Raw genomic sequence first — 25,448 nt, 5'->3', positions numbered from 1 at the left:
ACGCCGCAGCGCAGACGGACAAGTTGTCGAACTCGCGTTCGCAGGTGTATAACTCAAGCCTATTGAATCCATGTCTCTCATTGGCCCCCAATGACGCTCACTGAATTGAAGTACATCGTCGCGGTCGCGCGCGAGCGGCACTTCGGCCGCGCCGCCGAGGCGTGCTTCGTCAGCCAGCCGACGCTGTCGGTGGCAATCAAGAAGCTCGAAGACGAGCTGAACGTGCAGATCTTCGAGCGCGGCACGAGCGAAGTCAGCGTCACGCCCATCGGCGAGCAGATCGTCACGCAGGCGCAGCGCGTGCTCGAGCAGACGCTCGCCATCAAGGAGATCGCCAAGCAGGGCAAGGATCCGCTCGTCGGCCCGCTGCGCCTCGGCGTCATCTACACCATCGGGCCGTATCTGCTGCCGACGCTCGTCAAGCAGATAATCAAGTCCGTCCCGCAGATGCCGCTGATGCTTCAGGAAAATTACACGCTCAAGCTGATCGAGTTGCTGAAGCAGGGCGAAATCGACGTCGCGATCATGGCTTTGCCGTTCCCCGAAACGGGGCTGATGGTGCGCGCGCTCTACGACGAGCCGTTCGTCGTCGCGATGCCGTCGGGCCACGCGTGGGAGAACCGCAGCAAAATCGACGCGGACGATCTCAAGCACGAAACCATGCTGCTGCTCGGCAGCGGTCATTGCTTCCGCGATCATGTGCTCGGCGTTTGCCCGGAACTGATGCGCTTTTCGCAGAACGCGGACGGCATCCAGAAGACGTTCGAAGGTTCGTCGCTGGAGACGATTCGGCATATGGTCGCGAGCGGCGTCGGCATTACGGTGCTGCCGCGCATGTCGGTCATGGAAGTGAAGCCGCACGCGCCGGGCATCGATTCGGGCTTGCTCAGTTACGTTCCGTTCGACGAGCCTGTGCCGGACCGGCGTGTCGTGCTGGCGTGGCGCAAGAGTTTTACGCGCATGCCCGCCATCGACGCGATTTCGGACGCGATCGCGGCTTGCGATTTGCCGGGCGTCAAGAAGCTGGATATGCCGGTGGCGGTCAACTGATTTGACCGGCAGTTTTTAGCGCTTGAAAAAAGCCGCGTTTTCGAAAGAAGCGCGGTTTTTTTTCTTGGACGCGCTGCGCACGGTCTGCCTATGACATAGATAAATTTAATCCAATTACTAACATAGATAGTTATAAGTAAGATTAGCTCCCATGAGTCATCGAGACAGACGCCGCCGCTTCCTCTCTGTAATGGACGCACGGCGCGGCGTGAACGATTCAACCGGAGTTACCACCATGACGCAGACACTCAACATCATCGGACAGGCGGTCGAGCGCATCGAAGCGACGAGCCGCCGCGCCACGCGCGGGGCGCGCATCGCGCTTGCATTCGGCATCGTTGCGGCGGGCTACGGGCTCGTCGTCGCGAGCGCGCTGCATGGCGCGGGCACAGGCGCGTTCGCGTGACGCATGCGAAGGCCGTGTGCGCGATGAAGCCGCCATCGTTTCTAAGATAAACTGTCGGACGCTCGAAACGCCGCGCGGCGCAACGATCCAGCGGTCGAACCGACGCGGCCCGCACAACGTTCGTATCACTCTTTCCACGGAGTCATCATGGCGAAAAAAGGCATTGCACCTGCCGTCAACATCGGCATCAACGACAAAGACCGCAAGCGAATCGCAGAAGGGCTGTCGCGGCTGCTCGCCGACACCTACACGCTGTATCTCAAGACGCACAACTTCCACTGGAACGTCACGGGGCCGATGTTCAACACCCTGCATCTGATGTTCGAGACGCAATACACGGAACTGGCCACCGCGGTCGATTCCATCGCGGAACGTATCCGCGCGCTCGGCGTGCATGCGCCGGGCAGCTATCGCGAGTTCGCGAAGCTGTCGTCGATTCCGGAAGCCGAAGGCGTTCCCGAAGCGGAAGACATGATCCGTCAACTGGTGGAAGGTCAGGAAGCCGTCGTGCGAACCGCGCGCGAGATTTTCCCGTCGACGGAAGCCGCCAACGACGAGCCGACCGCCGACCTCTTGACCCAGCGCATGCAGACGCACGAAAAGACCGCGTGGATGCTGCGCTCGATGCTCGCGTAAAGCGGCTTTAGGTTCTAGCCAAGAAACCCCGCCCGGTGCGCCGCGCGGGGTTTTTGTTTGGCGGCGCGCGGCGCTTGGCTCGCGCGCGCTGTTTTAAAATAGCGCATCGCTGATAGCGCATCGCTGATAGCCCATCGCTCCCGTCGCCGCCTGCCATGCTCGCCCGTCTCCCGCTCTTCATGCGCCTCGTGCGCCTCGACAAGCCCATCGGCAGCCTGCTGCTTCTGTGGCCGACTCTGAACGCACTCTGGATTGCGTCGGAAGGGCGCCCGTCGCCGATGCTGATCGCGATCTTCGCAGTCGGCACGCTTCTGATGCGCTCGGCGGGTTGCGCGATCAACGATTACGCCGACCGCGACTTCGACCGCTACGTGAAGCGCACCGCCGAGCGGCCGATCACCTCGGGCAAGATCAAGGCGTGGGAGGCCGTGGCGCTGGCGGCGGCGCTCTCGCTCGTCGCGTTCTTGCTGATCCTGCCGCTCAATGCGCTCACGAAGGAGCTGTCGGTGTTCGCGCTCTTCGTCGCGGGCACGTATCCGTTCACCAAGCGCTTTTTCGCGATCCCGCAGGCGTATCTCGGCATCGCGTTCGGCTTCGGCATTCCGATGGCGTTCGCGGCCGTGCAGAACACCGTGCCGATGCTCGCGTGGATCATGCTCGCGGCGAACGTGTTCTGGTCGGTCGCCTACGACACCGAATACGCAATGGTCGATCGCGACGACGACATCCGCATCGGCATTCGCACGTCGGCGCTCACGTTCGGGCGATACGACGTGCTCGCCGTGATGCTCTGTTATGCGGCGACGCTCGCGGTGTACGTGGGCATCGGCGCGGCGCTGCATTTCGGCTGGCCGTACTGGCTCGGCTGGCTGGGCGCCGCGGGTTGTGCCGTCTATCACTACACGCTGATTCGCGAACGCGAGCGCATGGCGTGCTTCGCCGCGTTCCGGCACAACAACTGGCTAGGCGGGATTCTGTTCGCGGGCATTGCGCTGCATTACGCGCTCGCCGGCTGATTTCTTTTCGCCACGCGTGCCGCGTCCGCAAAACGCGGCCAAGCGTGGCATCGCGCGGCATCGCGCGGTATCACGCCGCGCCGAACTCGTCCCCCATCTCCTTCGCGCGCGCTTGTGCCGCGAGCGCGCCGCGCACGATCGCGTCCTTCACGCCTCGCGCATCGAACGATGCCAGCGCGGCGGCCGTCGTGCCGCCCTTCGATGTGACGCGCTCACGCAGCACGCTCGCCGGTTCGTCCGACTGCGCCGCCAGTTGCGCCGCGCCGGTAAATGTGGCGAGCGCGAGCGCGCGGCCCTGCGCTTCGTCCATGCCGAGCGCGCGCGCCGCTTCCTGCATCGCCTCGATGAAATAGAAGACGTAGGCGGGGCCGCTGCCGGAGATCGCGGTGACGGCGTCGATTTTCGCTTCGTCGTCGAACCAGACGGTGGTGCCGACCGCTTCCAGCACATGCGATGCAAGCGCCTTCGAATCGTCGCCGACGCCGGGCAACGCGGCCAGTCCCGTCACGCCCATGCCGATGAGCGCGGGCGTGTTCGGCATCGAGCGCACGATCCGGCCGTATCCGCCGAGCCAGCGCGAGAGATCCGCCGCGCGGATGCCCGCCGCGATGCTGATGACCGTCTGCTTCGACAGATGCGGCGCGAGCGCCTCGGCGACGCCCCGAAGCACCTGCGGCTTCACGGCGAGCAGGATCGCGTCGTAGCCGGCGAGCTTCGCGTCGATGGCCGCGCCCGTCTCGATGCCGAACTGCTTCGCCGTGCGCGTGCGCGCTTCGTCGTTGATGTCGATGGCGTAAATGTCCGCGGGCGCGACGCCGCGTTTGACGAGACCGCCGATGAGCGCCGCGGCCATGTTGCCGCCGCCGATGAATGCGATTTTCATGGTGAGAGAAGGTCAGTGAGTGTAGGTGCGCGCGCCGAAGATCGCGGTGCCGATGCGAACCATCGTCGCGCCTTCGAGCACGGCGGCTTCGAGGTCGGCGGACATGCCCATCGAGAGCGTGTCGAGGTCGAGGCCGTCGGCGCGCAGCGCGTTCATCAGTTCGCAGAGGCGCGCGTGCGGCGCGCGCTGGGCGTCGGGCGTATCGGCGGGTTCGGGAATCGCCATCAGGCCGCGCAGACGCAGCGCCGGCAGCGCGGCGATCGCATGCGCGAGCGCGGCGGCTTCTTCCGGCGCGACGCCGCTCTTCGATGCCTCGCCGCTCACGTTCACCTGCACGCACACGTTGAGCGCCGGCGCGCCCTCGGGACGCTGCGCCGACAGCCGCTCGGCAATCTTCAAGCGGTCGATGGAATGCACCCAGTCGAATTGTTCGGCGACGAGCTTCGTCTTGTTCGATTGCAGCGGCCCGATGAAATGCCACTCTATCTCGCTGCGCAAATCGCCGAGCGCCGCGATCTTCGCGATGCCTTCCTGCACGTAGTTTTCGCCGAACGCGCGCTGGCCGGCATCGAAGGCGGCGCGCACGTCGTCGGCGGGAAAGGTTTTGGAGACGGCGAGCAGCTTCACGGACGACGGCTCGCGCGAGGCGCGCTCGGCGGCTCTCGCGATACGTTGCCGGACTTCTTCGAGATGTTGGGCGATGGACATGCGTGAGACGGCGTTCGGAGCAATCCGGCCATTATACGAATGCGCCTAGCCGTAAAGCAGATGCTCCAGGAGCTGAATCCAGTGCGTGACGGGCGTCGACGTTCCGCTCTGCAGATGCGCGATACAGCCGACGTTCGCCGAGACGATCATCTGCGGCTCGGTCTGCTCCAGCCGGTCGAGCTTCTGGTTGCGAAGCGCGTAAGCCATCTTCGGCTGCAGCACCGAATACGTCCCCGCCGATCCGCAGCAGATGTGCGCGTCAGCGGGCAGGCGCACTTCGAGACCGAGCGCGGTCAGAAGATGCTCGACGCGTCCGCGAATCTGCTGTCCGTGCTGAAGCGTGCAGGGCGGATGAAACGCGACCGTATGCACGCCGCGCCGCCTTGCCAGCGAGACGAGTTCTTCCTCGTACATCGGCAGGATTTCGGCGAGATCGCGCGTGAGTTCGACGATGCGCCGCGCCTTGTCCGCGTACATCGGATCGTTGCGCAAAAGATGCGCATATTCCTTGACGGTCGCGCCGCAGCCCGACGCGTTCATCACGATCGCCTCGACGCCGTTTTCGACGTAAGGCCACCACGCGTCGATGTTGTTGCGCACGTCCTGCAAGGCGTCGTCGTTGTAGCCGAGATGCAGGCGGATCGCACCGCAGCAGCCGGCATCGGGCGCGGTCACGATCTCGATGCCGAGCGCGTCGAACACGCGCGCCGTCGCGATATTCACGTTCGGCATCATCGCGGGCTGCACGCAGCCGGCGAGCATCAGCATCTTGCGCGCGTGCTTGCGCGCGGGCGGCGCGAGCGGCTTTTCCGGCACCGGAATCTTCGCGCGCAGCTTGCGCGGAAGCACGCCGCGAACTTGCTGGCCGAGCTTCATCGCCGGCGTGAAAAGCGTGCTGTTCGGCAGAAAGCCCGCGAGAAAGCGGCGTTGCACGCGCTGGCGCAGCGGACGCTCCACTTTCTCCTCGACGACCTTGCGCCCGATTTCGACGAGCTTGCCGTACTGCACGCCGGACGGACACGTCGTTTCGCAGTTGCGGCACGTGAGACAGCGGTCCAGATGCGTCTGCGTGCTGCGCGTCGGGGGCGCGCCTTCGAACATCTGCTTCATCAGATAGATGCGGCCGCGCGGCCCGTCGAGTTCGTCGCCGAGCAGTTGATACGTCGGGCAAGTCGCCGTGCAGAAGCCGCAGTGCACGCACTTGCGCAGGATCGCGTCGGCTTCGTCGCCATCGGCGGTGCCGCGCATGAAATCGGCGAGATTGGTTTGCATCGCGTGCCTAGAAGTCGGGATACAGCCGTGCGCGGTTGAAGACGCGCGCAGGATCGAACGCGGCCTTCAACCCACGGTGAATTTTCATGAGCGGCGCAGGCAGCGGCGTAAACACGCCCGCGTTGCGGTCGTAGGCGGAACCCGCGCGGAAGATGGTCGCGTGGCCGCCCGCCTGCTTCGCGCTGATGCGAACCGTCTGCGGATCGGTGTCGGTGATCCACCAGCGCTGCGCGCCGCCCCATTCCATCAACTGCGCGCCGGGCAGATGCAGCGGCTCCGCGATCGACGGCAGCGCGAGGCGCCAGAGCGCCGAGCGCGGTTCGATCACGGAGAAGAACGGGTCCGTCTGTTCGCGCATGCCGATCCAGAAACGGTCGGCTTCGACGGCATCGACGACTTCGCCGCCGAGCGTATTGCGCGCGGTTTTCACGGCGGCTTCCGCGCCCGCGAGACGCAGCGCGAGCGTGCCGTCGCGCCACGCGCTGCCGGTGATCGGCAGCGGATGGCCGCCCCATTCGTTGAGCTTGCGCACGCCGTCGGTTGCGTGCATGTCGAACTTGAGCGTGGCTTCCGCGACCGGGCGCGGCAGCACCTTGATCGACAGTTCGAGAATCAGCCCGAGCGTGCCGAGCGATCCGGCGAGCAGCCGCGAAACGTCATAGCCCGCGACGTTCTTCACCACTTGCCCGCCGAAGTGCAGCAGTTGCCCGCGCCCGTTCATGACGACCGCGCCCAGCACGAAATCGCGCGGCGCGCCCGTCCACGCGCGGCGCGGTCCGGCGAGTCCCGCCGCGATGCAGCCGCCGAGCGTCGCATTGCGGCCGAAGTGGGGCGGCTCGAAAGGGAGCATTTGCCCGTGCTGTCTCAGCGCGGCTTCGATTTCGGCGAGGGGCGTTCCGCTTCTCGCGGTGATGACGAGTTCCGCCGGGTCGTAAGCGATGATCCCGCGATACGCCCGCGTATCGAGAATTTCGCCCTGGAGCGTCTGGCCGTACCAGTCCTTCGTGCCGCCGCCACGGATGCGCAGCGGCGTGCCGGCCTCGCTCGCCCGGGCGATGCGCTCCGCCCAGCCGGCAACGATGTCGTCCTCTTCCATGATGTCCCGCTCTTGTATTCGGCTTCTCGTCTGGCGCGCTGCGCCTGTCCGATCGATTGTACCGGCCGCTTAACCGCGCCGTACCCGGACAAACGTGGATAGCGCAACGCGCCGCGCGCGGCGGCGGCTCAGAAGCGCGGCAGTTCGGGATGCGGCAGCAGGCCGCCGCGAATGTGCATCTTCCCGTACTCGGCGCAGCGTGCGCGCGTCGGAATGCCCTTGTCGGGATTGAGCAGGCCGGGCGGATCGAAAGCGCGCTTGACCGCGTGAAACGCGTCGCGCTCTTCGGGCGAGAACTGCACGCACATCGAATTGATCTTTTCGATGCCCACGCCGTGCTCGCCCGTCACCGTTCCGCCCAGTTCGACGCACGTCTCCAGAATGTCCGAGCCGAACGCCTCGGCGCGGTGCCATTCGTCGAGATCGTTGCCGTTGAAGAGAATGAGCGGATGCATGTTGCCGTCGCCCGCATGGAACACGTTGATGCAGCGAAGCGCGTACTTCTTCTCCATCTCTTCGATGCGCGCGAGCAGCGGCCCGATCGCGCGGCGCGGCACGGTGCCGTCCATACAGTAATAGTCGGGCGAGATGCGGCCCGCGGCGGGAAACGCGTTCTTGCGGCCGGACCAGAACTTGAGCCGCTCCGATTCGGACCGCGAAATCTGGATGCGCGTCGCGCCGTGCTCGCGCAGGACGGCCGTCATGCGGACGATTTCCTCGGCGACTTCGTCGTAGGTGCCGTCGGATTCGCACAGCAGGATGGCGGCCGCGTCGAGGTCGTAGCCCGCGTTGACGAATTCCTCGACGGCGCGCGTCGCGGGCTTGTCCATCATTTCGAGACCGGCCGGGATGATGCCCGCCGCGATGATCGCCGCGACCGCGTTGCCGCCCATCACGACGTCGTCGAAGCTCGCCATGATGACCTGCGCGGTCTGCGGCTTCGGGATCAGCTTCACGGTGACTTCGGTGACGATCGCGAACATGCCTTCGCTGCCGACGAGCACGGCGAGCAGATCGAGCCCCGGCGCGTCCGGTGCGAGTGAGCCGAATTCGACGATATCGCCGTCCATCGTCACCGCGCGCACGCGCACCACGTTGTGCACGGTGAGCCCGTACTTGAGGCAATGCACGCCGCCCGAATTCTCGGAGACGTTTCCGCCGATGGTGCACGCGATCTGCGACGACGGGTCCGGCGCGTAGTACAGCCCGTAAGGGGCGGCGGCCTCCGAAATGGCGAGATTGCGCACGCCGGGCTGCACGGTGGCCGTGCGCGCGTAGGAATCGACCTCGATGATCTTTCGAAAGCGCGCGAGCGACAGCACGATGCCGTGGCGAATCGGCATGGCGCCGCCCGAAAGGCCGGTGCCCGCGCCGCGCGGCACGATCGGCACGTTCAGGCGCGCGCAAATCTGCACGACGCGCTGCACCTGCGCTTCGGTTTCCGGCAGCGTGACCGCGAGCGGCAGGCGGCGGTAAGCGGCGAGGCCGTCGCATTCGTAGACGGACGTGTCTTCGTCGCGAAACAAAAGGCAATGCGTGGGCAGCACGGCCATCAGCGCCTGCACGACTTCGCGCTGGCGCGCGGCCAGTTGTTCTTCCGTGAGCGCGGGCGGCTCCTCGTGCGGCAGATTCGGCGCGACGTGCGCCGGCTTGAGTTCGTCGGGTGCGTTCATGTCTCCTCCCGGCGCCTGAATGATGATGGCGCTTGTTCGATCAATGTCTCTGACGCTGTGACGTTCCATGTTGCGCGCTTGCGGCTTCTGCGTCCATCGAGCGCGCTCCGCATGCTACTGCACGAAGGAGAAGATTTTCCCTGGATTCATCAGGTTCCTCGGATCGAGCGCGTGCTTGATCGCGCGCATCGTGTCGATGCCGTCTTCGCCGTGTTCCTCGATCATGAAGCCCATCTTGTGCAGCCCGACGCCGTGCTCGCCGGTGCAGGTGCCGCCGACTTTCAATGCGCGCTCGACGATGCGCCGGTTCAGCCGCTCCGCTTCCTCGAGTTCCTCGGGCTTCGCGGGATCGAGCAGCATCGCGACGTGGAAATTGCCGTCGCCGACGTGACCGACGATCGGGCACGGCAGCGACGAGCCGAGCAGATCCTTTTCCGTTTCCTCGACGCATTGCGCGAGCCGCGAGATCGGCACGCAGACGTCGGTGGTGACGGCGCGGCAGCCGGGCTTCAGTTGCAGCATCGCGAAGTACGCGTTGTGGCGCGCGTTCCAGAGCCGGCTGCGGTCTTCGGGGCGGGTCGCCCAGTCGAAGTCGGTGCCGTTGTTGCTCGCGGTGATGTCCTGCACGGTCTGCGCCTGTTCCTTGACGCCGGCTTCGGTGCCGTGGAATTCGAAGAACAGCATCGGCGATTCGCGCAGCGTCAGGTTCGAATGCCGATTGATGGCGCGCACGGCGAGCGTGTCGACGAACTCGACGCGCGCGATCGGCACGCCCATCTGGATCGTTTCGATGACGGCGCGCACGGCGTCGCCCATCGACGGGAACGCGCAGACGGCGGCGGAGATGGCTTCCGGCTGCGGATACAGCCGCACGGTGATTTCGGTGATGACGCCGAGCGTGCCTTCGGAGCCGACGAAAAGCCGCGTGAGGTCGTATCCCGCCGACGATTTGCGCGCGCGCGTGCCAGTTTTGATGACGCGGCCATCGGCGAGCACGACGGTGAGCGCGAGGACGTTTTCGCGCATCGAGCCGTAGCGCACGGCGTTGGTGCCCGAGGCGCGCGTTGCCGACATGCCGCCGATACTCGCGTCCGCGCCGGGATCGATCGGGAAGAACAGGCCGGTGTCTTTCAGTGCCTCGTTCAGTTGCTTGCGCGAAATGCCGGGCTGAACGGTGGCCGTGAGATCTTCGGGGTTGATCGCGATGACGCTGTTCATCTCTGAGAGATCGATGGACACGCCGCCTTGCACCGCAAGCAGATGGCCTTCGAGCGACGATCCATTGCCGTAGGGGATGATCGGCACGTCGTGCTCGGCGCACAGGCGGACGATGGCCTGCACGTCCTCGGTGCTGCGCGCGAAGACGACGGCATCGGGCAGTTGCGGATCGAACGGCGACTCGTCGCGGCCGTGATGTTCGCGCACGGCGTGGCTCGTGGAAACGCGGTCGGCGAAATGATGTTTGAGCGCGTCGAGCAGGGCGGTGGGAAACGGGCGGCGCGCTTGCTGGATGACGCTGTGTTCGGCGGGGTGGTTCACGGGTGTCTCCGCGGGTTTTTTATTCGCGATTCGGGCGTTTGGCGCGCGGCGGCCTACGGTCGCGAGCGGCCACGCGGTCTCATCTCATTTTACGCGATCGAGGGTGGGGGCGGAGCGCGGCGGACGTGCGTCGACTTCGTTCGAAGGCGCGCTGCCTATAATGGGTCGGTTTTGCGACGCATTTCTGAACGATCGAGGAGCTGTGATGGGTAATCGGTTGAGCAAGATCGCCACGCGCACCGGCGACGATGGCACGACGGGACTCGGAGACGGCCGTCGCGTCTCGAAAGACGATGCGCGGATTGGCGCGATCGGGGACGTCGATGAATTGAATTCGTGTCTGGGCGTTTTATTGTGCGAGCCTTTACCGCCCGATATTCGCGATGCGCTGACTGTTATTCAGAACGATTTATTCGACTTGGGCGGGGAATTGTCGATTCCCGGGCATTCGATGGTTTCCGATGCGCATTTGGCTCGGCTCGATACGTGGCTCGCCGAATACAACGCGACTTTGCCGCCGTTGAAGGAGTTTATTTTGCCGGGTGGATCGAGGGCGGCGGCTTTGGCGCATGTTGGCCGGACGGTTTGTCGAAGAGCCGAGCGGGCTATCGTTGCGTTGGGCCGGGTTGATAGCGAGGCGGTTAATGAGGCGCCTCGGCGGTATGTGAATCGGTTGTCGGATTTGTTGTTTGTGGTGGCGAGGGTGCTGAATCGGGCGGATGGGGGGGGCGATGTGTTGTGGAATCACACGCGATAACGGCGGTTCGTGGTGCGCATGTTGATATTGAACCTATCCGCGTTTTTGTGGGCGAGGCGGTTAGCGGAGTTACCCGCGTGCGTTGGTAAAACGCTCTCCAAACAGAATAGCGAACTGGTTCATGGCGGAGGACCAGTCAAATGCCGCCCGTACCGACTTCGCCAGCACATTGCGCAATGCCAGCCAAAGCAGCTTGATGGCGGCCTCGTCGTTGGGGAAGTGGCCGCGCGTCCTGATGATCTTGCGCAGTTGCATGTTCAGACTCTCAATGGCATTGGTGGTGTACACCACCCGGCGTATCGCCGGGGGAAACACAAAGAACGGTGTGACGTTCTCCCATGCCCGTCGCCATGACTGCACGATGGTCGGATACTTCGCGCCCCATGGCCCTTCGGCAAAGGCCTCCAGCGCCTGCTGCGCGGCCTGTTCGCTGGCCGCCCCATAGATCGGACGCAACGCGGCGGCGACGCTTTTACGGTCCTTGTAGCTGGCGTATTCCAGGCTGTTGCGGATCAGGTGCACGATGCAGGTCTGCACGGCCGTGCGCGGGTACGCTGTGCCGATCGCCTCGGCCAGCCCCTTCAGGCCGTCGACGACCGCGATCAGGATGTCCTGGCAGCCCCTGGTCTTCAGTTCATTGAACACCTTCAGCCAGAACTTCGCGCCTTCGGTCTGCTCGATCCACAGGCCGAGCACGTCGCGCTGGCCGTCGGCCTGAATGCCCAGCGCCAGATACACCGCCTTGTTGCTCACCACGCCGTCGCCACGGATCTTCACGCGCAGCGCGTCGAAGAACACCACCGGGTACATCGCCTCGAGTGGACGGCTTTGCCAGGCCAGCGTTTCAGCCATCACCTCATCGGTGACCGAACTGATGAAATCGGGTGAGACCTCGGTGCCATAGCTTTCGGCCAGAAATGCCTGAATCTCGCGCACGCTCATGCCGCGTGCGTACATGGCGATGATGCGCTCGTCAAAGCCCGCGAAACGGCGCTCGTGCCTGGGAATCAGGATCGGCTCGAAGCTGCCTTCACGGTCGCGCGGCAGATCGACCCGCACCGCGCCGCGCTCGGTGATGACGGTCTTGCCGCTGGCGCCGTTGCGTTCATTGGTCTGCTCGGCAGGCTTGGGCTGGCCGGGCCGGTAGCCCAGATGCATGCTCATTTCCGCGCCCATCGCGCGTTCGATGAGCGCCTTGTTGAACGCCAGCATCAGGTCCTGGACCTCACCGGGCGTCATCGGACCCTTCACCAGCTCATCAAGCAGCGCTTCAGGCAACTCAGGCAGCGGCCCGCGGGCCGCTGCCTGGGACGCGACGGTGCGTTTCTTCTTCATCGGCATATCCATGACTTTTACCTCTCATGATATGCCTCGCCCACGGAATTACGGATAGGTCCTTGATATTCGGCACTCCAGATACGCTCGCGAATGGAGGAGTTGCTGTAAAGCGCACCCGTTCTAGGTAATGGTCGACACTTATCGACATGTATCTGGTGTCGACCATCCACGCACTATGACTTTCTCAGTTCCCGCCGCCTCTTAAGACCCGGCGTTGTTTCACTGCTTGCGCAAGCCCTTCCAATAGTCCGACACTCTCTTCCCACCCAATACAAGCATCAGTAACGCTCTGCCCATAGGTAAGCTCACACCCTTCCTTCAGATCCTGCCTTCCTGCGACAAGATTCGACTCCACCATCACCCCGACAATCCGCTCATCGCCGGCCGCCAATTGCCGCCCGATATCCTCACAAACCGGAATCTGATTCTCATGCTTCTTGGAAGAATTAGCATGACTGGCATCGATCATCAGCCGCGCCGCTAACCCCGCCTTGCCAATATCACTACAAGCCGCATCGACCGAAGCCGCGTCGAAATTGGGCGACTTACCGCCGCGCAAGATAATGTGGCAATCCTCATTACCCGCAGTGGAAACAATCGCCGAATGCCCGCCTTTCGTAACGGAAAGAAAGTGATGCGGCTGCGACGCCGCCTTGATCGCATCGACGGCGATTTTCACATTCCCATCCGTGCCGTTCTTGAACCCGACCGGACAGGAAAGCCCGGAGGCCAATTCGCGATGCACTTGCGATTCAGTCGTCCGCGCCCCGATCGCTCCCCAGGAAATCAGATCGGCGATGTACTGCGGGCTAATCATATCCAGATATTCGGTCCCCGCCGGCAAGCCAAGCTCATTGATATGCATGAGCAACTCACGCGCCGCGCGCAAGCCATCGTTGATCTTGAAGCTGTTATCCATATAAGGATCGTTGATCAGCCCTTTCCAGCCAACCGTAGTACGCGGCTTTTCGAAATAAACGCGCATGACGATTTCCAATTCCCCCGCGAAGCGCTTGCGCTCTTCGATCAGCCGCCGCGCATAATCGAGCGCCGCGCGCGGATCATGGATCGAACAAGGCCCGATGATGACGATCAACCGGTCGTCCATTCCATGCAGAATGCGATGCATCGACTGCCGCGCGTTGAAAATCAACTCCGATACAGGCTCGGCGCACGGAAATTCGCGGATCAGATGCGCGGGCGGAATCAGCTCTTTCAGCTCACGGATACGGACGTCATCGGTATTGTGCGGGGGCATTTCGGTTCTCCTGCGGCAACGCGCTAATCGGGACCAGCGAAGGGCGAAAAAAAACCGCCAGGCTCGCTGGCGGTTTTTCGGGAATTTCGGTGTGCTCAGACTACGACTCACCCCTCTCGATCCGCCAGCGGCTTGAGATGCCAAAAGAAATAAAAATAAAACTTGGCGGCCATGATGGATGAACGGTTTCGTCGAATCGGCAAAAAAGGTTGACTGCCTTTATAACCTCAAACGCGCGGCCCTGACAAGCCATCGCGCGTAAAAATGCGGGAAATCCGCATCGGCGGACGTCCCGGCCACTTGAGCGGGCGCCGTCGATGCGCAAACGCCGCAGCAATCAGACCGTGCCCCCCACCGTCATCTTCTCGATGCGCAACGTCGGCTGGCCGACGCCCACCGGCACGCTCTGGCCTTCCTTGCCGCACACGCCCACGCCGCTATCCAGCGACATGTCGTTGCCGATCATCGTCACGTATTTGAGCGATTCCGGCCCGCTGCCGATCAACGTCGCGCCCTTCACCGGATACGTGATCTTGCCGTCCTCGATCATGTACGCCTCGGACGCGGAGAACACGAACTTGCCGTTCGTGATGTCCACCTGACCGCCGCCGAAATTCACCGCATACAGCCCGTTCTTGACGGACGCCAGAATTTCCTGCGGATCCTTGTCGCCGTTGAGCATGTACGTGTTGGTCATGCGCGGCATCGGCAGCGCGGCGTAGGATTCGCGGCGCGCGTTGCCCGTCACCGGCATCTTCATCAGACGCGCGTTGAGCGAATCCTGAATGTAGCCCTTCAGGATGCCGTCCTCGATCAGCGTCGTGCATTGCGTCGGATTGCCTTCGTCATCGATATTGAGCGAGCCGCGGCGATTCGGCAGCGTGCCGTCATCGACGACGGTTACGCCCTTGGCCGCGACCTGCTCGCCGATCATCCCCGCGAACGCCGACGATCCCTTGCGGTTGAAATCGCCTTCCAGCCCATGCCCGACGGCCTCGTGCAGCAGCACGCCCGGCCAGCCCGGTCCGAGCACGACGGTCATCGCGCCGGCCGGAGCGGGGCGCGCTTCCAGATTGACGAGCGCCGCGTGCACGGCGTCGTCGCAGTACTTGTTCAGGATATCGTCGGTGAAATAGCCGTAGTCGAAGCGGCCGCCGCCGCCGCCCGTGCCGATCTCGCGCCGGCCGTTCTGTTCGGCGATGACCGTCACCGAAACGCGCACGAGCGGGCGCACGTCGGCGGCGAGCGCGCCATCGCTGCGCGCGACGAGCACCACGTCGTATTCGCCTGCAAGACCTGCCATCACCTGCACGATGCGCGGATCGCGGCTGCGCGCCATCTGCTCGACGCGCTCGAGGAGCTTGACCTTCGCATTCGCATCGAGCGAATGCAGCGGATCGGCGGGCAAGTACAGATCGCGCCCGGAGACGCCCGTGAGCGTGCTGGCCGGCTTGACCTTGTGCTTGCCGCCGCCCGCCTTGGCGATCGCGCGCGTCGCGAGCGCGGCCTGACGGATGGATTCGGGCGAAAGATCGTCGGAATAGGCGAACGCCGTGCGCTCGCCGGAGACGGCGCGCACGCCGACGCCCTGATCGATGCTGAAGCTGCCCGATTTGACGATGCCTTCTTCGAGACTCCACGCTTCGCTGCGCGTGGACTGGAAATAGAGGTCGGCGTAGTCGACGCGGTGCGTGAAGATTTCCGCGAGCGTGCGCGTGATGAGCGTCTCGTCGAGGCCATACGGCGTGAGCAGGACGTCCTTTGCCGTGACCAGGTTGCGGATGCCGGGTTCGATGATGTTCATGCGGTGCCTGTGGAGTGTTCGTGTCGCCCCGTTCAGGGTGCGTTTGAGTGTGCGTATTCGGTGATGTGCGGGAAAGCCCCCGCGCGTTCAAGATCGCTGAGATGCTTATTTTCGAGATGTCGGCCCAAACCGTTCAGCCGCTCAGTCAATGACGCGATGCCGCAGCGCCGGCAAGCTCTGGCGCACGGACGCGATGCGTTGCGGATCGATCGTGCCCGCGACCACGCCCGCGCCTTCCTCGCGCACGGCGACGACTTCGCCCCACGGATCGATCAGCATGCTGTGTCCCCACGTGCGCCGGCCGTTCTCGTGCTTGCCGCCTTGCGCGGCAGCGAGCACGTAGCACTGGTTTTCGATCGCGCGCGCCTTGAGCAGCGTCTCCCAGTGCGCGCGGCCCGTCGTGTACGTGAACGCGGACGGGACGACGATCAGCGCGCAATCGCCCATTTTGCGATACATCTCCGGAAAGCGCAGGTCGTAGCAGACCGAAAGGCCGACGCGTCCGAACGGCGCTTCGAACGTCCGCACTTCGCTGCCGGGATAAATGGTGCGCGCTTCGAGAAACGATTCCTCGCCCTTGTCGAAGCTGAAGAGATGAATCTTGTCGTAGCGCGCGGCCTGCTGGCCGTTCGGATCGAAGACGAGCGACGTATTCAGCACGCGCGACGCTTCCGGCGACTTGAGCGGCAGCGTCCCGCCGATCACCCACACGCGATGCTCGCGCGCGGTATCGGAAAGAAACTGCTGGATCGGGCCGTCGCCGGGCGTTTCGCGAATCGCGAGCTTGTCGGTCTCCTTGAAGCCCATGTAGCAGAAATATTCGGGCAGGAGCACGAGTTGCGCGCCGCCTCTGGCGGCTTCGGCGATCAGCGCGCCGGCCTCGGCGATGTTGCGCTCGCGATCCGGCGTGCTGACCATCTGCAACGCGGCGACCTGGAACGGCCGCGCCGTGCTTTCGCTGCTTTCGCTCGGTTTTTCGCTCATATTCGGGGGCGCCGGGTTGGTCGAAAAGACGTCGGGCGCCCGCCGCGACGCGCGCCCGCTTTTATTGAGCGGCTGACGGAGTGGCGACGGCCGCGGGTGATTCGATCTTACCCTGATCGCCATGCAGACGCTGCACGACCGGTTTCGTCCACGATCCGGTGATCGAATAGTCGAGCGCGAACGCCTTCTGGATGCTCTTCGACAGCGCGAGGTCCGCGGCGAGCGCGCCCAGACCGAGCAGCGGATTGATCACCGCCGCGCCGATCGCCACCGCGCCCGCGCCGACCGTCGGAATCACCTTCACGTGAAGGTCCTGCGTCTTCTTCGGCAGGTCGACCGTGCCCTGCATCTGCACGCGCGCGGGCGACGTGATCATGACGAGGTCGTCCGTCCGGCCGATGCCGTCGTCGATGCGCGCGTTGCCCGTGATCTTCTCGAACGGCAGCCCCTTGCCGACGACATCCTGAAAATGCAGCGTCAGCAGATTGGCGAGGCTGCGCAGGCTGAAGATGCCGAGCCATTTCGCGGCGGCGGGCGCACGCAGAATCTGTCCGTGATGCAGATCGACGGCGACCTTGCCATCGAGCGTGTTCATGTCGATGGCCGCCGGACTGCCGTTCCAGCCCGCGTGACCCGCCACCGTGCCCGAGCCGCCGTTGACCGTGTGCGGCAGGCCGAAGCGGTCGAGGAATTGCCCGCCGTTGTTCACATCGAGCCGGAAATCGACGGACGTGCGGCGCGGCACCGGCTGCGCGGCGGCGTCGACGATCGCGTCGTCCGCGCCGGGCAGCGTGCGCCACATGGCGTTCGCATTGAGCGTCGCGTCGGGATTGGCGAGCTGGAGCTTGTCGAGCGTCCAGATCGGCTCGTTCGCGATGACTTCGTTATGCGCATCGACTTCGAGCCGCCCGAGTTCGTGTCCGCGAAACACGAGCGAATCCACGATCACGTCGATCGACGGCATGTTGCGCGGCGGCCGCATGATCGTCTTCTCGGCGGGCGCGTTCTCCGGCTTCTCCGGAATCACCACTTTGTCGAGCCGCGCCTGCACCGCGCCGGGACTGCCCTTGACTGCGCCCGGCGTGAACGCGACCTTGCCCGCAATTTGATTCGACGCGATGTTCGCCTGCCACGCGTGGTCGCCCGCATTCTCGTTTGCGTCGACGGCGACGTTGTCCCAGCGCCGGCCGAGCAGGTCTAGCGCCGTGACGCGAACGGCGGCGCGCGTCGGAATGAACCGCCTCACGTTCTCGCTGAGCGGCGCGCCGCTCGTCGCGCCTTCGGACAAATCGGCGGCGACCTTGCGCCAGGCGTCGGCATCGAGCGCGGTCAGATCGACTTCGGCGGTCACGCCCCGCGCCGGCAACTCGTCAGGCGCGTTCACCGAAATCGCGCCGCGCACAGGCTCGAGCGCCGCGCGCATGTTCACCGGCTCGTTCGCGTTTTGCGGATCAACCTTGACCTGCGCGCGGCCAATCTGCTGCAACACGTAATGCGCCCGAAGTGGGCCGAGCGTGAGCCGCGCATCGTGCAGATCGGACGGTCCGCCGGGCGCGGGCTGGAAACTCAGCGTGAACGGCATCGGCGCGCCTTTCGTCTTGCCGAACGGCGCGGGCAGACCGATGCTCACGCCGGTCAAATCGGCGCTCGCCTGCACGTCCGGCAGCGCGTTCTTCGCGCCGCGAACATGCAGTTCATAAGGCGCCGCGCCGTCGATGCGCTTCATGAACCGCGCGACCTGCGGCGCGATGCGTCCGTCGAAGCGCTCGGCGGCATCCGCGCCGATGCGCCCGTTCACGTCGAATGCATAGCTGCCGTCGGGCCGCACGCCGCCTGTCGCGCGCACGTCGCCGCCGAGCAGTTGCGCGCTCAGTTGATCGAGCTGGACGTTCTTCGCGGCGAAGTCCGCTCGTCCGCGCAGATGCGTGAGCGGCGGCAGACTCGCATACGCGACTTCGTTGTCCGCGAACGTGAGCGAGCCTTTGTAGTCGGTGCGCAGCGGCGGGCTGGGCGGCGGCGGGCGATAGCGCGGAATGCCGAGCGTAAGCGCGAGCGACGCTTGGCCTTTGGCCGCCAGCTTGCGCGTCGCGTGCTTGGCCATGAGGCCGAGCGAGCTGTCGTCCACGTATTGCAGCATGTCGGCGAGCGGCCCGCGCGCGTGGCCGTCGATCCATAGCTTCGATTCGCGATTGCCCGTATCGTCGATGCGCCCGGTCACGCTCGACACCGCGACGCCCTTGTAATGTCCGCGATGGATGTCGAAGCCGAGCTTGTTCTGCGCGAGCGTGAAGGTGCCGTCGATGCCCTCGAACGCCGGCCAGAAATTCGGCAGGCCGTTAGCCATCTTGCGCGGCGGAAAGGGCGTCGGATCGAACTTGCCGCCGGTGAACGGCGCTTCGATGCGGAACACGCCCGCATCGGGAAACTTCGCGTAGGGAAAGCGCGTGAGATCGCCGTGGACTTCGAGCGTGGCGCTGCGCGCGACGCCCGCCTGCAGCGCGTGGCCGAGATAGACGCGCACGCGCTCGTTGAGGCTCGTCGGCAGATAACGCACGAGGTGCGTCGCGTTCAGGTAATCGACCTTCGCCTTCAGATCGAGATTGCCGCGCCCGTGGCCCTGATTCCAGTACGCGGCGGTCACTTCGCCTCGCGCATCGGCGTTCGCGATGCGCAGCGTATCGAGATGAATCGAGAATGCGCGGCGCAACTCGCCCGGCGCGATGGCATCGGCGACCGTCCACGTCGCATGGCCTTGCAGCGAATCGAACGTGAGACGCGGGTCGTCGAATGCGCCGGGAATCGTCACCGCCGCGTTCTTCGTATCGATGACGATGCTGCCTTGCGACTCGTTCGCATCGATCGCGCCCCACAGGTTTTCGATGCCCGGAATGCCCGCGCGCGGATGATTGTTGATCGTGAGGCCGGGCGGTGGCTCCTGCGCCTGCACGCTGATGCCCTGCAAATCGCCCTTGAACGCGTAATGCAGCAACTTGGCGTCGCCCTTTTCGCGCTGATGCTTCGCCTCTTCTTCGTTTTGCGGCGGCGCGCGCTCGGTGTAGATCGTGTAATTCGCAATCTGCCCGCGCGGATTGAAGCGCACGAGTTCGTTGAGGACGCGCGGCGGCACCGGCAGTGCGCGCATGAATTCAGCGAGGATGCCGAGATCGACCTGGTCGCCGGTCACGCGAAAAAGCTGCCCTTTGTTGACCGATGGCGGGCGGAACGTGGCTGTCAGCATCTTCGAGGCGAGCAGGCGCGCCACCGGCGTGCCGTCGTCCAGCGCGGGCTGGCCGAGTTCGGCGCGGATGTCGGAGAGATTGAGCGTGTACGCGGTGTCTTTCTTGTCGACGGTCCAGGCGAAGCGGGCGACGGGCAGCGTGAGACGCGGCTGCGTCGCGCGCACGCGCAGCGCGATGTCGCCGCCCGAGAGATCGCCGTTCGCGGTCTGCAACTGGCCGCGCGCGAAGTCGAGCCAGATGCGGTTCTCGACGCGGCCGCCGTACATGGCGAACGGCATCTTCACGTAGCGCGCGAGCGTCGGCAGATCGACCGGTCCCGTCGATACATACAGGCGGCCGGTCCAGTTCGCGGGCGCGCCCATCGCGCTGAACGGCTCGTGCCGGAAGTCCGCGCGAAAGTCGAGCGGACCGTGCAGCACGTCGCCGTCGGCGGGCGCATCGAGCGCCAGGCGATGACGCAGTCCGTCGTTCACGACCACGAGCCGCAGCCGCTTGAACGCGATTTCCGGCGCCGCGCGCTCAGCATCGCGCCAGCGCAGCGTGCCGTCGCGCAGCGCGATGTGTTCTTGTCCGAGCAGCCACGTTGCGAATGCGTTCGAGCCGGTGCGATGCGTCGGCACGGGCACGCCCGCGACCGTCACCTGGCCTTTGGCGTTGCGCGCGACGATCACGTCGGGGCCATCGACGCTCAGGTCCGCGAGTTTCGGCTTGAGCGCGACGAGCGAGCGCCACGCGACGCTCGCGCTCGCATGCGGCACGGCGAGGCCCGGCGAGCCGTCGGCGGCGTCGATGCGAAGATTGTCGATGTCGATGGTCGGCTGCATGCCGGACCATCGCGCGGAGAGCCGGCCGATGCGAAGCTGCGCATGCATCCTCGACGACACCGCGCTTTCGATGCGCGGCCTGAACGAATCGATCTGCGGCAGCACGGCATAACGCAGGCCGAGATAGATGCACGCCACCGCGAAATACAGCACTGCGGCGAGCACGAGGACGATTTTGAGAACGCGCGACAGAACGCGCTCGGCGTTGCCGCTGGGCTGGGCTTGTCCAACTTCGGTCGGGTCGACGGATCGTCTGCTGTCGGACATACTGCGGCTGTTCGGCGATATGGTAGTTTTGCGAATTTGACGCTTCAATGTAACACAGGGTATTGCGCGAACCGGCCCGGCGTGCGCAGGCGCGAAAGCCGCAAAAGCCGCGCCGCGCAAGCCTTCGCGGGAGGCAGCCAAGCCTGTCCGGGATGCCCGAAAGAGAAACACACGACCGAAGCAACGAGCGAGCCTAATCATTCATGACCGATGTGATCCTGCGCAGTTCCGGCTACTCCAACTATGCGGCCCGCGCGTATGCGGCGCGTCCCGAACTGGAATCGAATGTGGCGCAGTGGGCGCAGGCAAGCGTCACGCGCGAATGGATCGAGGCGCGTCTCGATGCGCTGTGCGCGCGCTGCGGCCAAGGTGATGCGCTCGACGAAGCCGCGCTGAAAGCGGCGCTGCGGCGCCTGCGCACGGAAGTCTTCTGCACGGTGATGGAGCGCGATCTGCGCGGCGCGGCCGATGTCGCGGAAGTCACCGGCGCCATGACCGATCTCGCCGAAGTCACCATTCAACGCGCGCTGGCCGTGCTGACAGCGGACCTCGAAGCGCTCTTCGGCGAACCGCGCGGGCCGAACGGCGAGCGGCTGACGCTCGGCGTCGTCGGCATGGGCAAGCTCGGCGGGCGGGAACTGAATGCGTCGTCGGATATCGATCTGATCTTCGTCTACGAAGACGATGGCGAGACCATCGGCGGGAAGCGCTCGCCGCTGCCGACGCAGGAATTCTTCACACGGCTCGGGCGGCGGCTGATCGGCGCGCTTGCCGAGATGACGCAGGACGGCTACGTGTTTCGCGTCGATATGCGGCTGCGTCCGAACGGCGACTCCGGGCCGCTCGTGTGCAGCCTCGGCATGCTCGAGGAATATTTCTACGTGCAGGGCCGCGAGTGGGAACGCTACGCGTGGATCAAGGCGCGGCTCGTCTCCGAGCGCGAGATCGACAGCGCGCAACGGCTCGCGAAACAGCTCGACGCCATCGCGACGCCGTTCGTTTATCGCCGCTATCTGGACTACGGCGTGATCGCGGCGATTCGCGCGCTGCATCAGCAGATTCGGCAGGAAGCGCGGCGGCGCGCGTCCATGCGCCCCGACAAGGCCGACGACATCAAGCTCGGGCGCGGCGGCATCCGCGAGATCGAATTCAGCGCGCAGGTTTTTCAGCTCATTCGCGGCGGGCAGGCGGCGCAGTTTCGCATCCGGCCGACGCTCGCCGTGCTCGACTGCGCGGCGTCGCACGGATTGATCGCGCCTTCCGTGCGCGATGCGCTCTCCGACGCCTATCTCTTTCTGCGCACGGTGGAGCATCGCCTGCAATATCGCAACGACGCGCAGACGCACGCGATGCCGGTCGCGGACGACGAGCGCGCGCTGCTCGCGTCGTCGCTCGGCTTCGCGGACTACGCCGCGCTGATGGCGACGCTCGACGCGCACCGCGAGTTCGTCGAGCAGCAGTTCGACGCGATCTTCGCCGACAAGGTGAGCGGCGAGAACGGCTGCGGCGTCGCGGAGGATTCGGCGGCGTCGTGGATCTGGAGCAGCGCGCTCGCCGACGATTCCGCGCAGGACGAACTCGCCGCGCGCCTCTCGGAGCTTGGGTTCGCGGACCCGTCGCCGGTGCTCGCGCGGCTCACCGCCGTGTGGAATTCGTCGCGCTATGCCGGCTTGCCGGAGCGAAGCCGCGGGCGCTTCGACATCGTCGCGCAGCGGGCGCTCGAAGCGGTGCAGTCCATCGACTCGGCGCGCCGTGGCGACACCATCGCGCGTCTTTTCGATCTGCTCGAAGCGACGGCGAAGCGCGGCGCGTATCTGGCGTTGCTCACGGAATATCCGGCGGCGCTCGACCGCGTGCTGTCGGTGCTCTCGGGGTCGCGCTGGGCGGCGGGCTATCTGATTCGCCACCCGCAATTGCTCGACGAATTGCTCGATGAAGAGGCCATTTCCAGCCCGTTCGACTGGCAGGAATTCAAGCGCTCCCTGCGCGCGCGTCTTGCCGCCGCCGAGGACGCCGAGCATCAGATGGACTTGCTGCGGCACGCGCATCAGGCCGAAGTGTTCCGCATTCTGCTGATCGATCTCGCCGGGCGGCTGACGGTGGAGCATGTCAGCGACCGCCTGTCAGAACTCGCGGACGCGGTGCTCGACGTGACGGTCGAAACCGTGTGGAAGCAGTTCCCCAAGCGCCATCGCGAGACGCCGCGCTTTTCGGTCATCGCATATGGGAAGCTGGGCGGCAAGGAACTGGGCTATGCGTCCGACCTCGATCTCATCTTTCTTTACGACGACCCGGACGACGCCGCCTCCGATATCTACGCGCTCTTCGCGCGCCGCCTCATCACCTGGCTCACGACGGCGACGGGCGCGGGCACGCTCTTCGACGTGGACTTGCGGCTGCGTCCGAACGGCGAATCCGGCTTGCTCGTGACGAATCTCGACTCGTTTCGCCGCTATCAACTGCGCGAGGGCGACGCGGCGAACACCGCGTGGGTGTGGGAGCATCAGGCGCTTTCGCGGGCGCGTTTCAGCGCGGGCGATGCCGGCATCGGCGCGCAATTCGAAGCGATCCGCGCCGACGTGCTCGTCATGGAGCGCGATGCGGCGTCGCTTGCACGCGAGATCGTCGCGATGCGCGAACGCGTGGCGGCGGGGCACCCGAATCGCACCGAACTCTTCGATCTCAAGCACGATCGCGGCGGCATGGTCGATATCGAATTCATCGTGCAGTACTGGGTGTTGCTGCATGCGCGGGAGCATCGCGCGTTCTTGCGCAATGCCGGGAACATCACGCTCCTGAAGATTGCGGCGCAAAGCGGGCTGATTTCCAGCGACGGCGCCGAGGAAATCGGCGCGGCCTACCGGCATTACCGGAAGCTGCAGCACACGCTGCGGCTCGACGGCATGGAGAAGGCGCGCGTCGCGCCGGCTGTCGTGCGACGCGAGCGCGAGGCGGTGACGGGTCTGTGGAGGCGCGTATTCGGCGGCGAGGCGTGAGCCGCGCCGCAACGCCTACGCGGCGAGCATTTCCTTCGCGTGTTTGCGCGTGGTCGCGGTGATTTCCAGACCGCCGAGCATGCGCGCGACTTCCTCGATGCGTTTCGACTTGTCGAGCGGCGTGACGGTGCTGACCGTGCCGCCGGCATCGTCGGAAGACTTCGCCACCTGAAAATGCCGGTCGCCGCGCGCGGCCACTTGCGGCAAATGCGTGACGCACAACACCTGACGGTCGCGCCCGAGTTGATGCAGCAGCCGCCCGACCACTTCCGCGACGCCGCCGCCGATGCCGGTGTCCACTTCGTCGAAGATCAGCGTGGGCGTTGGGCTCGCGGTGCTCGCGATCACGGCGAGCGCCAAGCTGATGCGCGCCAGTTCGCCGCCCGAAGCCACTTTCGCGAGCGGACGCAGCGCGACACCCGCGTGACCGGCGACCCTGAACTCGATTTGCTCCAGCCCGTTCGCGCCGCCTTCCTCGAGCGGCACGAGCGCGACTTCGAAGCTGCCGCCCGCCATCGACAATTCCTGCATGCCTCCGGTGACGGCTTGCGACAGCGCTTTCGCCGCCTTCGCGCGCGCCTTCGAAAGCACCTGCGCTTGCGCCAGATACGCCTTCTTCGCTTTGTCGGCGGCGGCGTTGAGCGCGTCGAGATCGGCGGCGGCGTCGAGTTCGGCAAGCTGACGGCGGCGCAACTCGTGTTCTTCCGGCAGCGATTCCGGTTGAAGGCGGAACTTGCGCGCGGTCGAGTGCAGTTGATCCATGCGCCTTTCGACTTGCGCGAGCCGATCGGGATCGAGTTCGAGCCGCTGCGCGTAATGCGACAGCGAATATGACGCTTCCTGCAGCTGAATTTCGGCGGGTTCGAGCGAGGCGAGCACGTCCCCGAGCGCCGGGTCCATATCCGCGAGGCCGCGCACCTTCGAAATGATCGCGCCGAGCTTGGAGATCATCGCGTCGTCGGATTCGGAAAGGGCGGCAAGCGCGCTTTGCACGCCGTCGATGAGACTTGCCGAATGCGAGAGCCGATGATGCTCCGCGCTCACTTCCTCCCATTCGCCCGGCTGCGGCGCGAGCTTGTCGAATTCGCTCAATTGCCACGCGAGCCGCTCGCGTTCGAGCTGCAGTTCGCGGTCGCGGCTCTGCGCGGCTTCGACGGCCTGCTGCGCCTCGCGCCACGCACGCCATGCGCGATTGACGGCGCTCGCCGTATCGACGAGGCCCGCGTGCGTGTCGAAGAGTTCGCGTTGGGCGTCCGGCCGCATCAATAACTGATGCGCATGCTGGCCGTGAATATCGACGAGCATTTCGCCCACTTCGCGCAACTGCGCGAGCGTGGCCGGCGTGCCGTTGATGAACGCGCGCGAGCGTCCGCCCGAATCGATCACGCGGCGCAGCATGACCGTGTCGCCGTCCTGCGAGAGCGCGTGATCTTCGAGCCAGCGGACGACCTGCGCATACGTGGAAAACTCTGCGGTGATGTCCGCGCGTGCCTCGCCGGTGCGCACGACGCTCGCATCGGCGCGCGCGCCGAGCGTGAGGGCGAGGGCGTCGATTAGGATCGACTTGCCCGCGCCGGTTTCACCCGAAAAGACCGTGAAGCCCGAATCGAATTCGATGTCGAGCGCGGCGACGATGACGAAGTCTCGAATGGAGAGATGACGGAGCATGGACGCTTCGGAAGGGTTCGGCTAGGTTGTGCGG

At 65.1% G+C, this 25,448-nt stretch carries 18 protein-coding genes; 6 read left to right on the top strand and 12 right to left on the bottom strand.

What is annotated here, in order from left to right; translation table 11 throughout:
* Positions 1–90: 90 nt before the first annotated feature.
* From LDZ27_RS12580 to ubiA, 4 genes are all read left to right on the top strand, one after another.
* Positions 91–1,050, top strand: a complete 960-nt coding sequence (locus LDZ27_RS12580; RefSeq protein WP_244814402.1) for a hydrogen peroxide-inducible genes activator — start codon at positions 91–93, stop codon at positions 1,048–1,050.
* 235 nt (positions 1,051–1,285) lie between these two features.
* Entirely contained in the window at positions 1,286–1,456 is a 171-nt protein-coding gene (locus tag LDZ27_RS12575; RefSeq protein ID WP_244814401.1) for a hypothetical protein, read from the top strand.
* Positions 1,457–1,603: 147 nt separating this feature from the next.
* Positions 1,604–2,092 (top strand): Dps family protein, encoded by a 489-nt coding sequence (locus LDZ27_RS12570; protein ID WP_244814400.1) that lies wholly within the window; start codon positions 1,604–1,606, stop codon positions 2,090–2,092.
* 155 nt (positions 2,093–2,247) lie between these two features.
* Positions 2,248–3,108, top strand: coding sequence for a 4-hydroxybenzoate octaprenyltransferase (gene ubiA / locus LDZ27_RS12565; protein ID WP_244814399.1), 861 nt, complete (start codon positions 2,248–2,250; stop codon positions 3,106–3,108).
* A 70-nt stretch (positions 3,109–3,178) separates the two neighbouring features.
* Here ubiA and proC read toward each other — a convergent pair whose 3' ends face one another.
* The 6 genes from proC to LDZ27_RS12535 form a co-directional block, all read right to left on the bottom strand.
* Positions 3,179–3,991, bottom strand: a complete 813-nt coding sequence (gene proC, locus LDZ27_RS12560; RefSeq protein ID WP_244814398.1) for a pyrroline-5-carboxylate reductase — start codon at positions 3,989–3,991, stop codon at positions 3,179–3,181.
* A gap of 12 nt (positions 3,992–4,003) precedes the next feature.
* Positions 4,004–4,699: a YggS family pyridoxal phosphate-dependent enzyme gene (locus LDZ27_RS12555; protein WP_244814397.1), complete on the bottom strand. Its 696-nt coding sequence runs from the start codon at positions 4,697–4,699 to the stop codon at positions 4,004–4,006.
* Between the two features lie 45 nt (positions 4,700–4,744).
* Positions 4,745–5,971, bottom strand: a complete 1,227-nt coding sequence (gene glcF / locus LDZ27_RS12550; protein ID WP_244814396.1) for a glycolate oxidase subunit GlcF — start codon at positions 5,969–5,971, stop codon at positions 4,745–4,747.
* Between the two features lie 7 nt (positions 5,972–5,978).
* Complete coding sequence (gene glcE / locus LDZ27_RS12545) at positions 5,979–7,067, bottom strand: glycolate oxidase subunit GlcE (RefSeq protein ID WP_244814395.1); 1,089 nt, start codon at positions 7,065–7,067, stop codon at positions 5,979–5,981.
* Between the two features lie 128 nt (positions 7,068–7,195).
* Positions 7,196–8,740 carry an FAD-linked oxidase C-terminal domain-containing protein gene (locus tag LDZ27_RS12540; protein ID WP_244814394.1) on the bottom strand — a complete coding sequence of 515 codons (1,545 nt, stop codon included), beginning with the start codon at positions 8,738–8,740 and terminating at the stop codon, positions 7,196–7,198.
* Positions 8,741–8,854: 114 nt separating this feature from the next.
* A complete protein-coding gene (locus tag LDZ27_RS12535) occupies positions 8,855–10,279 on the bottom strand; it encodes an FAD-binding oxidoreductase (protein ID WP_244814393.1) in 1,425 nt (474 codons plus the stop codon).
* A gap of 205 nt (positions 10,280–10,484) precedes the next feature.
* On the opposite strand from LDZ27_RS12535, the gene LDZ27_RS12530 reads away from it, so the two are divergent.
* On the top strand, positions 10,485–11,036 hold the full coding sequence (locus tag LDZ27_RS12530) for a cob(I)yrinic acid a,c-diamide adenosyltransferase (RefSeq protein WP_244814392.1): 552 nt from the start codon (positions 10,485–10,487) through the stop codon (positions 11,034–11,036).
* A 69-nt stretch (positions 11,037–11,105) separates the two neighbouring features.
* Here the strand turns inward: LDZ27_RS12530 and LDZ27_RS12525 are convergent, their stop codons facing one another.
* The 5 genes from LDZ27_RS12525 to LDZ27_RS12505 form a co-directional block, all read right to left on the bottom strand.
* Positions 11,106–12,377 (bottom strand): IS256 family transposase, encoded by a 1,272-nt coding sequence (locus tag LDZ27_RS12525; RefSeq protein WP_370653380.1) that lies wholly within the window; start codon positions 12,375–12,377, stop codon positions 11,106–11,108.
* A gap of 181 nt (positions 12,378–12,558) precedes the next feature.
* Entirely contained in the window at positions 12,559–13,632 is a 1,074-nt protein-coding gene (gene aroG / locus LDZ27_RS12520; RefSeq protein WP_244814390.1) for a 3-deoxy-7-phosphoheptulonate synthase AroG, read from the bottom strand.
* 337 nt (positions 13,633–13,969) lie between these two features.
* Complete coding sequence (tldD, locus tag LDZ27_RS12515; protein WP_244814389.1) at positions 13,970–15,436, bottom strand: metalloprotease TldD; 1,467 nt, start codon at positions 15,434–15,436, stop codon at positions 13,970–13,972.
* Between the two features lie 141 nt (positions 15,437–15,577).
* The gene (locus LDZ27_RS12510) at positions 15,578–16,420 is read right to left on the bottom strand and encodes a carbon-nitrogen hydrolase family protein (protein ID WP_244814388.1); all 843 of its coding nucleotides are present in this window, start codon (positions 16,418–16,420) and stop codon (positions 15,578–15,580) included.
* Between the two features lie 61 nt (positions 16,421–16,481).
* Positions 16,482–20,750, bottom strand: a complete 4,269-nt coding sequence (locus tag LDZ27_RS12505; protein WP_244814387.1) for a YhdP family protein — start codon at positions 20,748–20,750, stop codon at positions 16,482–16,484.
* A 203-nt stretch (positions 20,751–20,953) separates the two neighbouring features.
* Between LDZ27_RS12505 and glnE the strand changes: the two genes are divergently transcribed.
* On the top strand, positions 20,954–23,746 hold the full coding sequence (gene glnE / locus LDZ27_RS12500; RefSeq protein ID WP_244814386.1) for a bifunctional [glutamate--ammonia ligase]-adenylyl-L-tyrosine phosphorylase/[glutamate--ammonia-ligase] adenylyltransferase: 2,793 nt from the start codon (positions 20,954–20,956) through the stop codon (positions 23,744–23,746).
* Between the two features lie 15 nt (positions 23,747–23,761).
* On the opposite strand, the gene recN is transcribed toward glnE, so the two are convergent.
* Positions 23,762–25,414 (bottom strand): DNA repair protein RecN, encoded by a 1,653-nt coding sequence (gene recN / locus LDZ27_RS12495; protein ID WP_244814385.1) that lies wholly within the window; start codon positions 25,412–25,414, stop codon positions 23,762–23,764.
* Positions 25,415–25,448 lie beyond the last annotated feature (34 nt).

Source organism: Caballeronia sp. Lep1P3 (genome assembly GCF_022879595.1).
GTDB lineage: Bacteria > Pseudomonadota > Gammaproteobacteria > Burkholderiales > Burkholderiaceae > Caballeronia.
Note: the sequence above shows the minus strand (reverse complement) of the source record. Positions and strands in the feature narration are given on the sequence as shown.

Coding starts and splice junctions, on each gene's coding strand:
- LDZ27_RS12570 (WP_244814400.1), top strand. CDS start 1,604: ATGGCGAAAAAAGGCATTGCACCTGCCGTCAACATCGGCATCAACGAC.
- LDZ27_RS12575 (WP_244814401.1), top strand. CDS start 1,286: ATGACGCAGACACTCAACATCATCGGACAGGCGGTCGAGCGCATCGAA.
- LDZ27_RS12540 (WP_244814394.1), bottom strand. CDS start 8,740: ATGAACGCACCCGACGAACTCAAGCCGGCGCACGTCGCGCCGAATCTG.
- LDZ27_RS12580 (WP_244814402.1), top strand. CDS start 91: ATGACGCTCACTGAATTGAAGTACATCGTCGCGGTCGCGCGCGAGCGG.
- aroG (WP_244814390.1), bottom strand. CDS start 13,632: ATGCCCCCGCACAATACCGATGACGTCCGTATCCGTGAGCTGAAAGAG.
- glcF (WP_244814396.1), bottom strand. CDS start 5,971: ATGCAAACCAATCTCGCCGATTTCATGCGCGGCACCGCCGATGGCGAC.
- tldD (WP_244814389.1), bottom strand. CDS start 15,436: ATGAACATCATCGAACCCGGCATCCGCAACCTGGTCACGGCAAAGGAC.
- glnE (WP_244814386.1), top strand. CDS start 20,954: ATGACCGATGTGATCCTGCGCAGTTCCGGCTACTCCAACTATGCGGCC.
- proC (WP_244814398.1), bottom strand. CDS start 3,991: ATGAAAATCGCATTCATCGGCGGCGGCAACATGGCCGCGGCGCTCATC.
- LDZ27_RS12505 (WP_244814387.1), bottom strand. CDS start 20,750: ATGTCCGACAGCAGACGATCCGTCGACCCGACCGAAGTTGGACAAGCC.
- recN (WP_244814385.1), bottom strand. CDS start 25,414: ATGCTCCGTCATCTCTCCATTCGAGACTTCGTCATCGTCGCCGCGCTC.
- LDZ27_RS12525 (WP_370653380.1), bottom strand. CDS start 12,377: ATGCCGATGAAGAAGAAACGCACCGTCGCGTCCCAGGCAGCGGCCCGC.
- LDZ27_RS12555 (WP_244814397.1), bottom strand. CDS start 4,699: ATGTCCATCGCCCAACATCTCGAAGAAGTCCGGCAACGTATCGCGAGA.
- glcE (WP_244814395.1), bottom strand. CDS start 7,067: ATGGAAGAGGACGACATCGTTGCCGGCTGGGCGGAGCGCATCGCCCGG.
- ubiA (WP_244814399.1), top strand. CDS start 2,248: ATGCTCGCCCGTCTCCCGCTCTTCATGCGCCTCGTGCGCCTCGACAAG.
- LDZ27_RS12510 (WP_244814388.1), bottom strand. CDS start 16,420: ATGAGCGAAAAACCGAGCGAAAGCAGCGAAAGCACGGCGCGGCCGTTC.
- LDZ27_RS12530 (WP_244814392.1), top strand. CDS start 10,485: ATGGGTAATCGGTTGAGCAAGATCGCCACGCGCACCGGCGACGATGGC.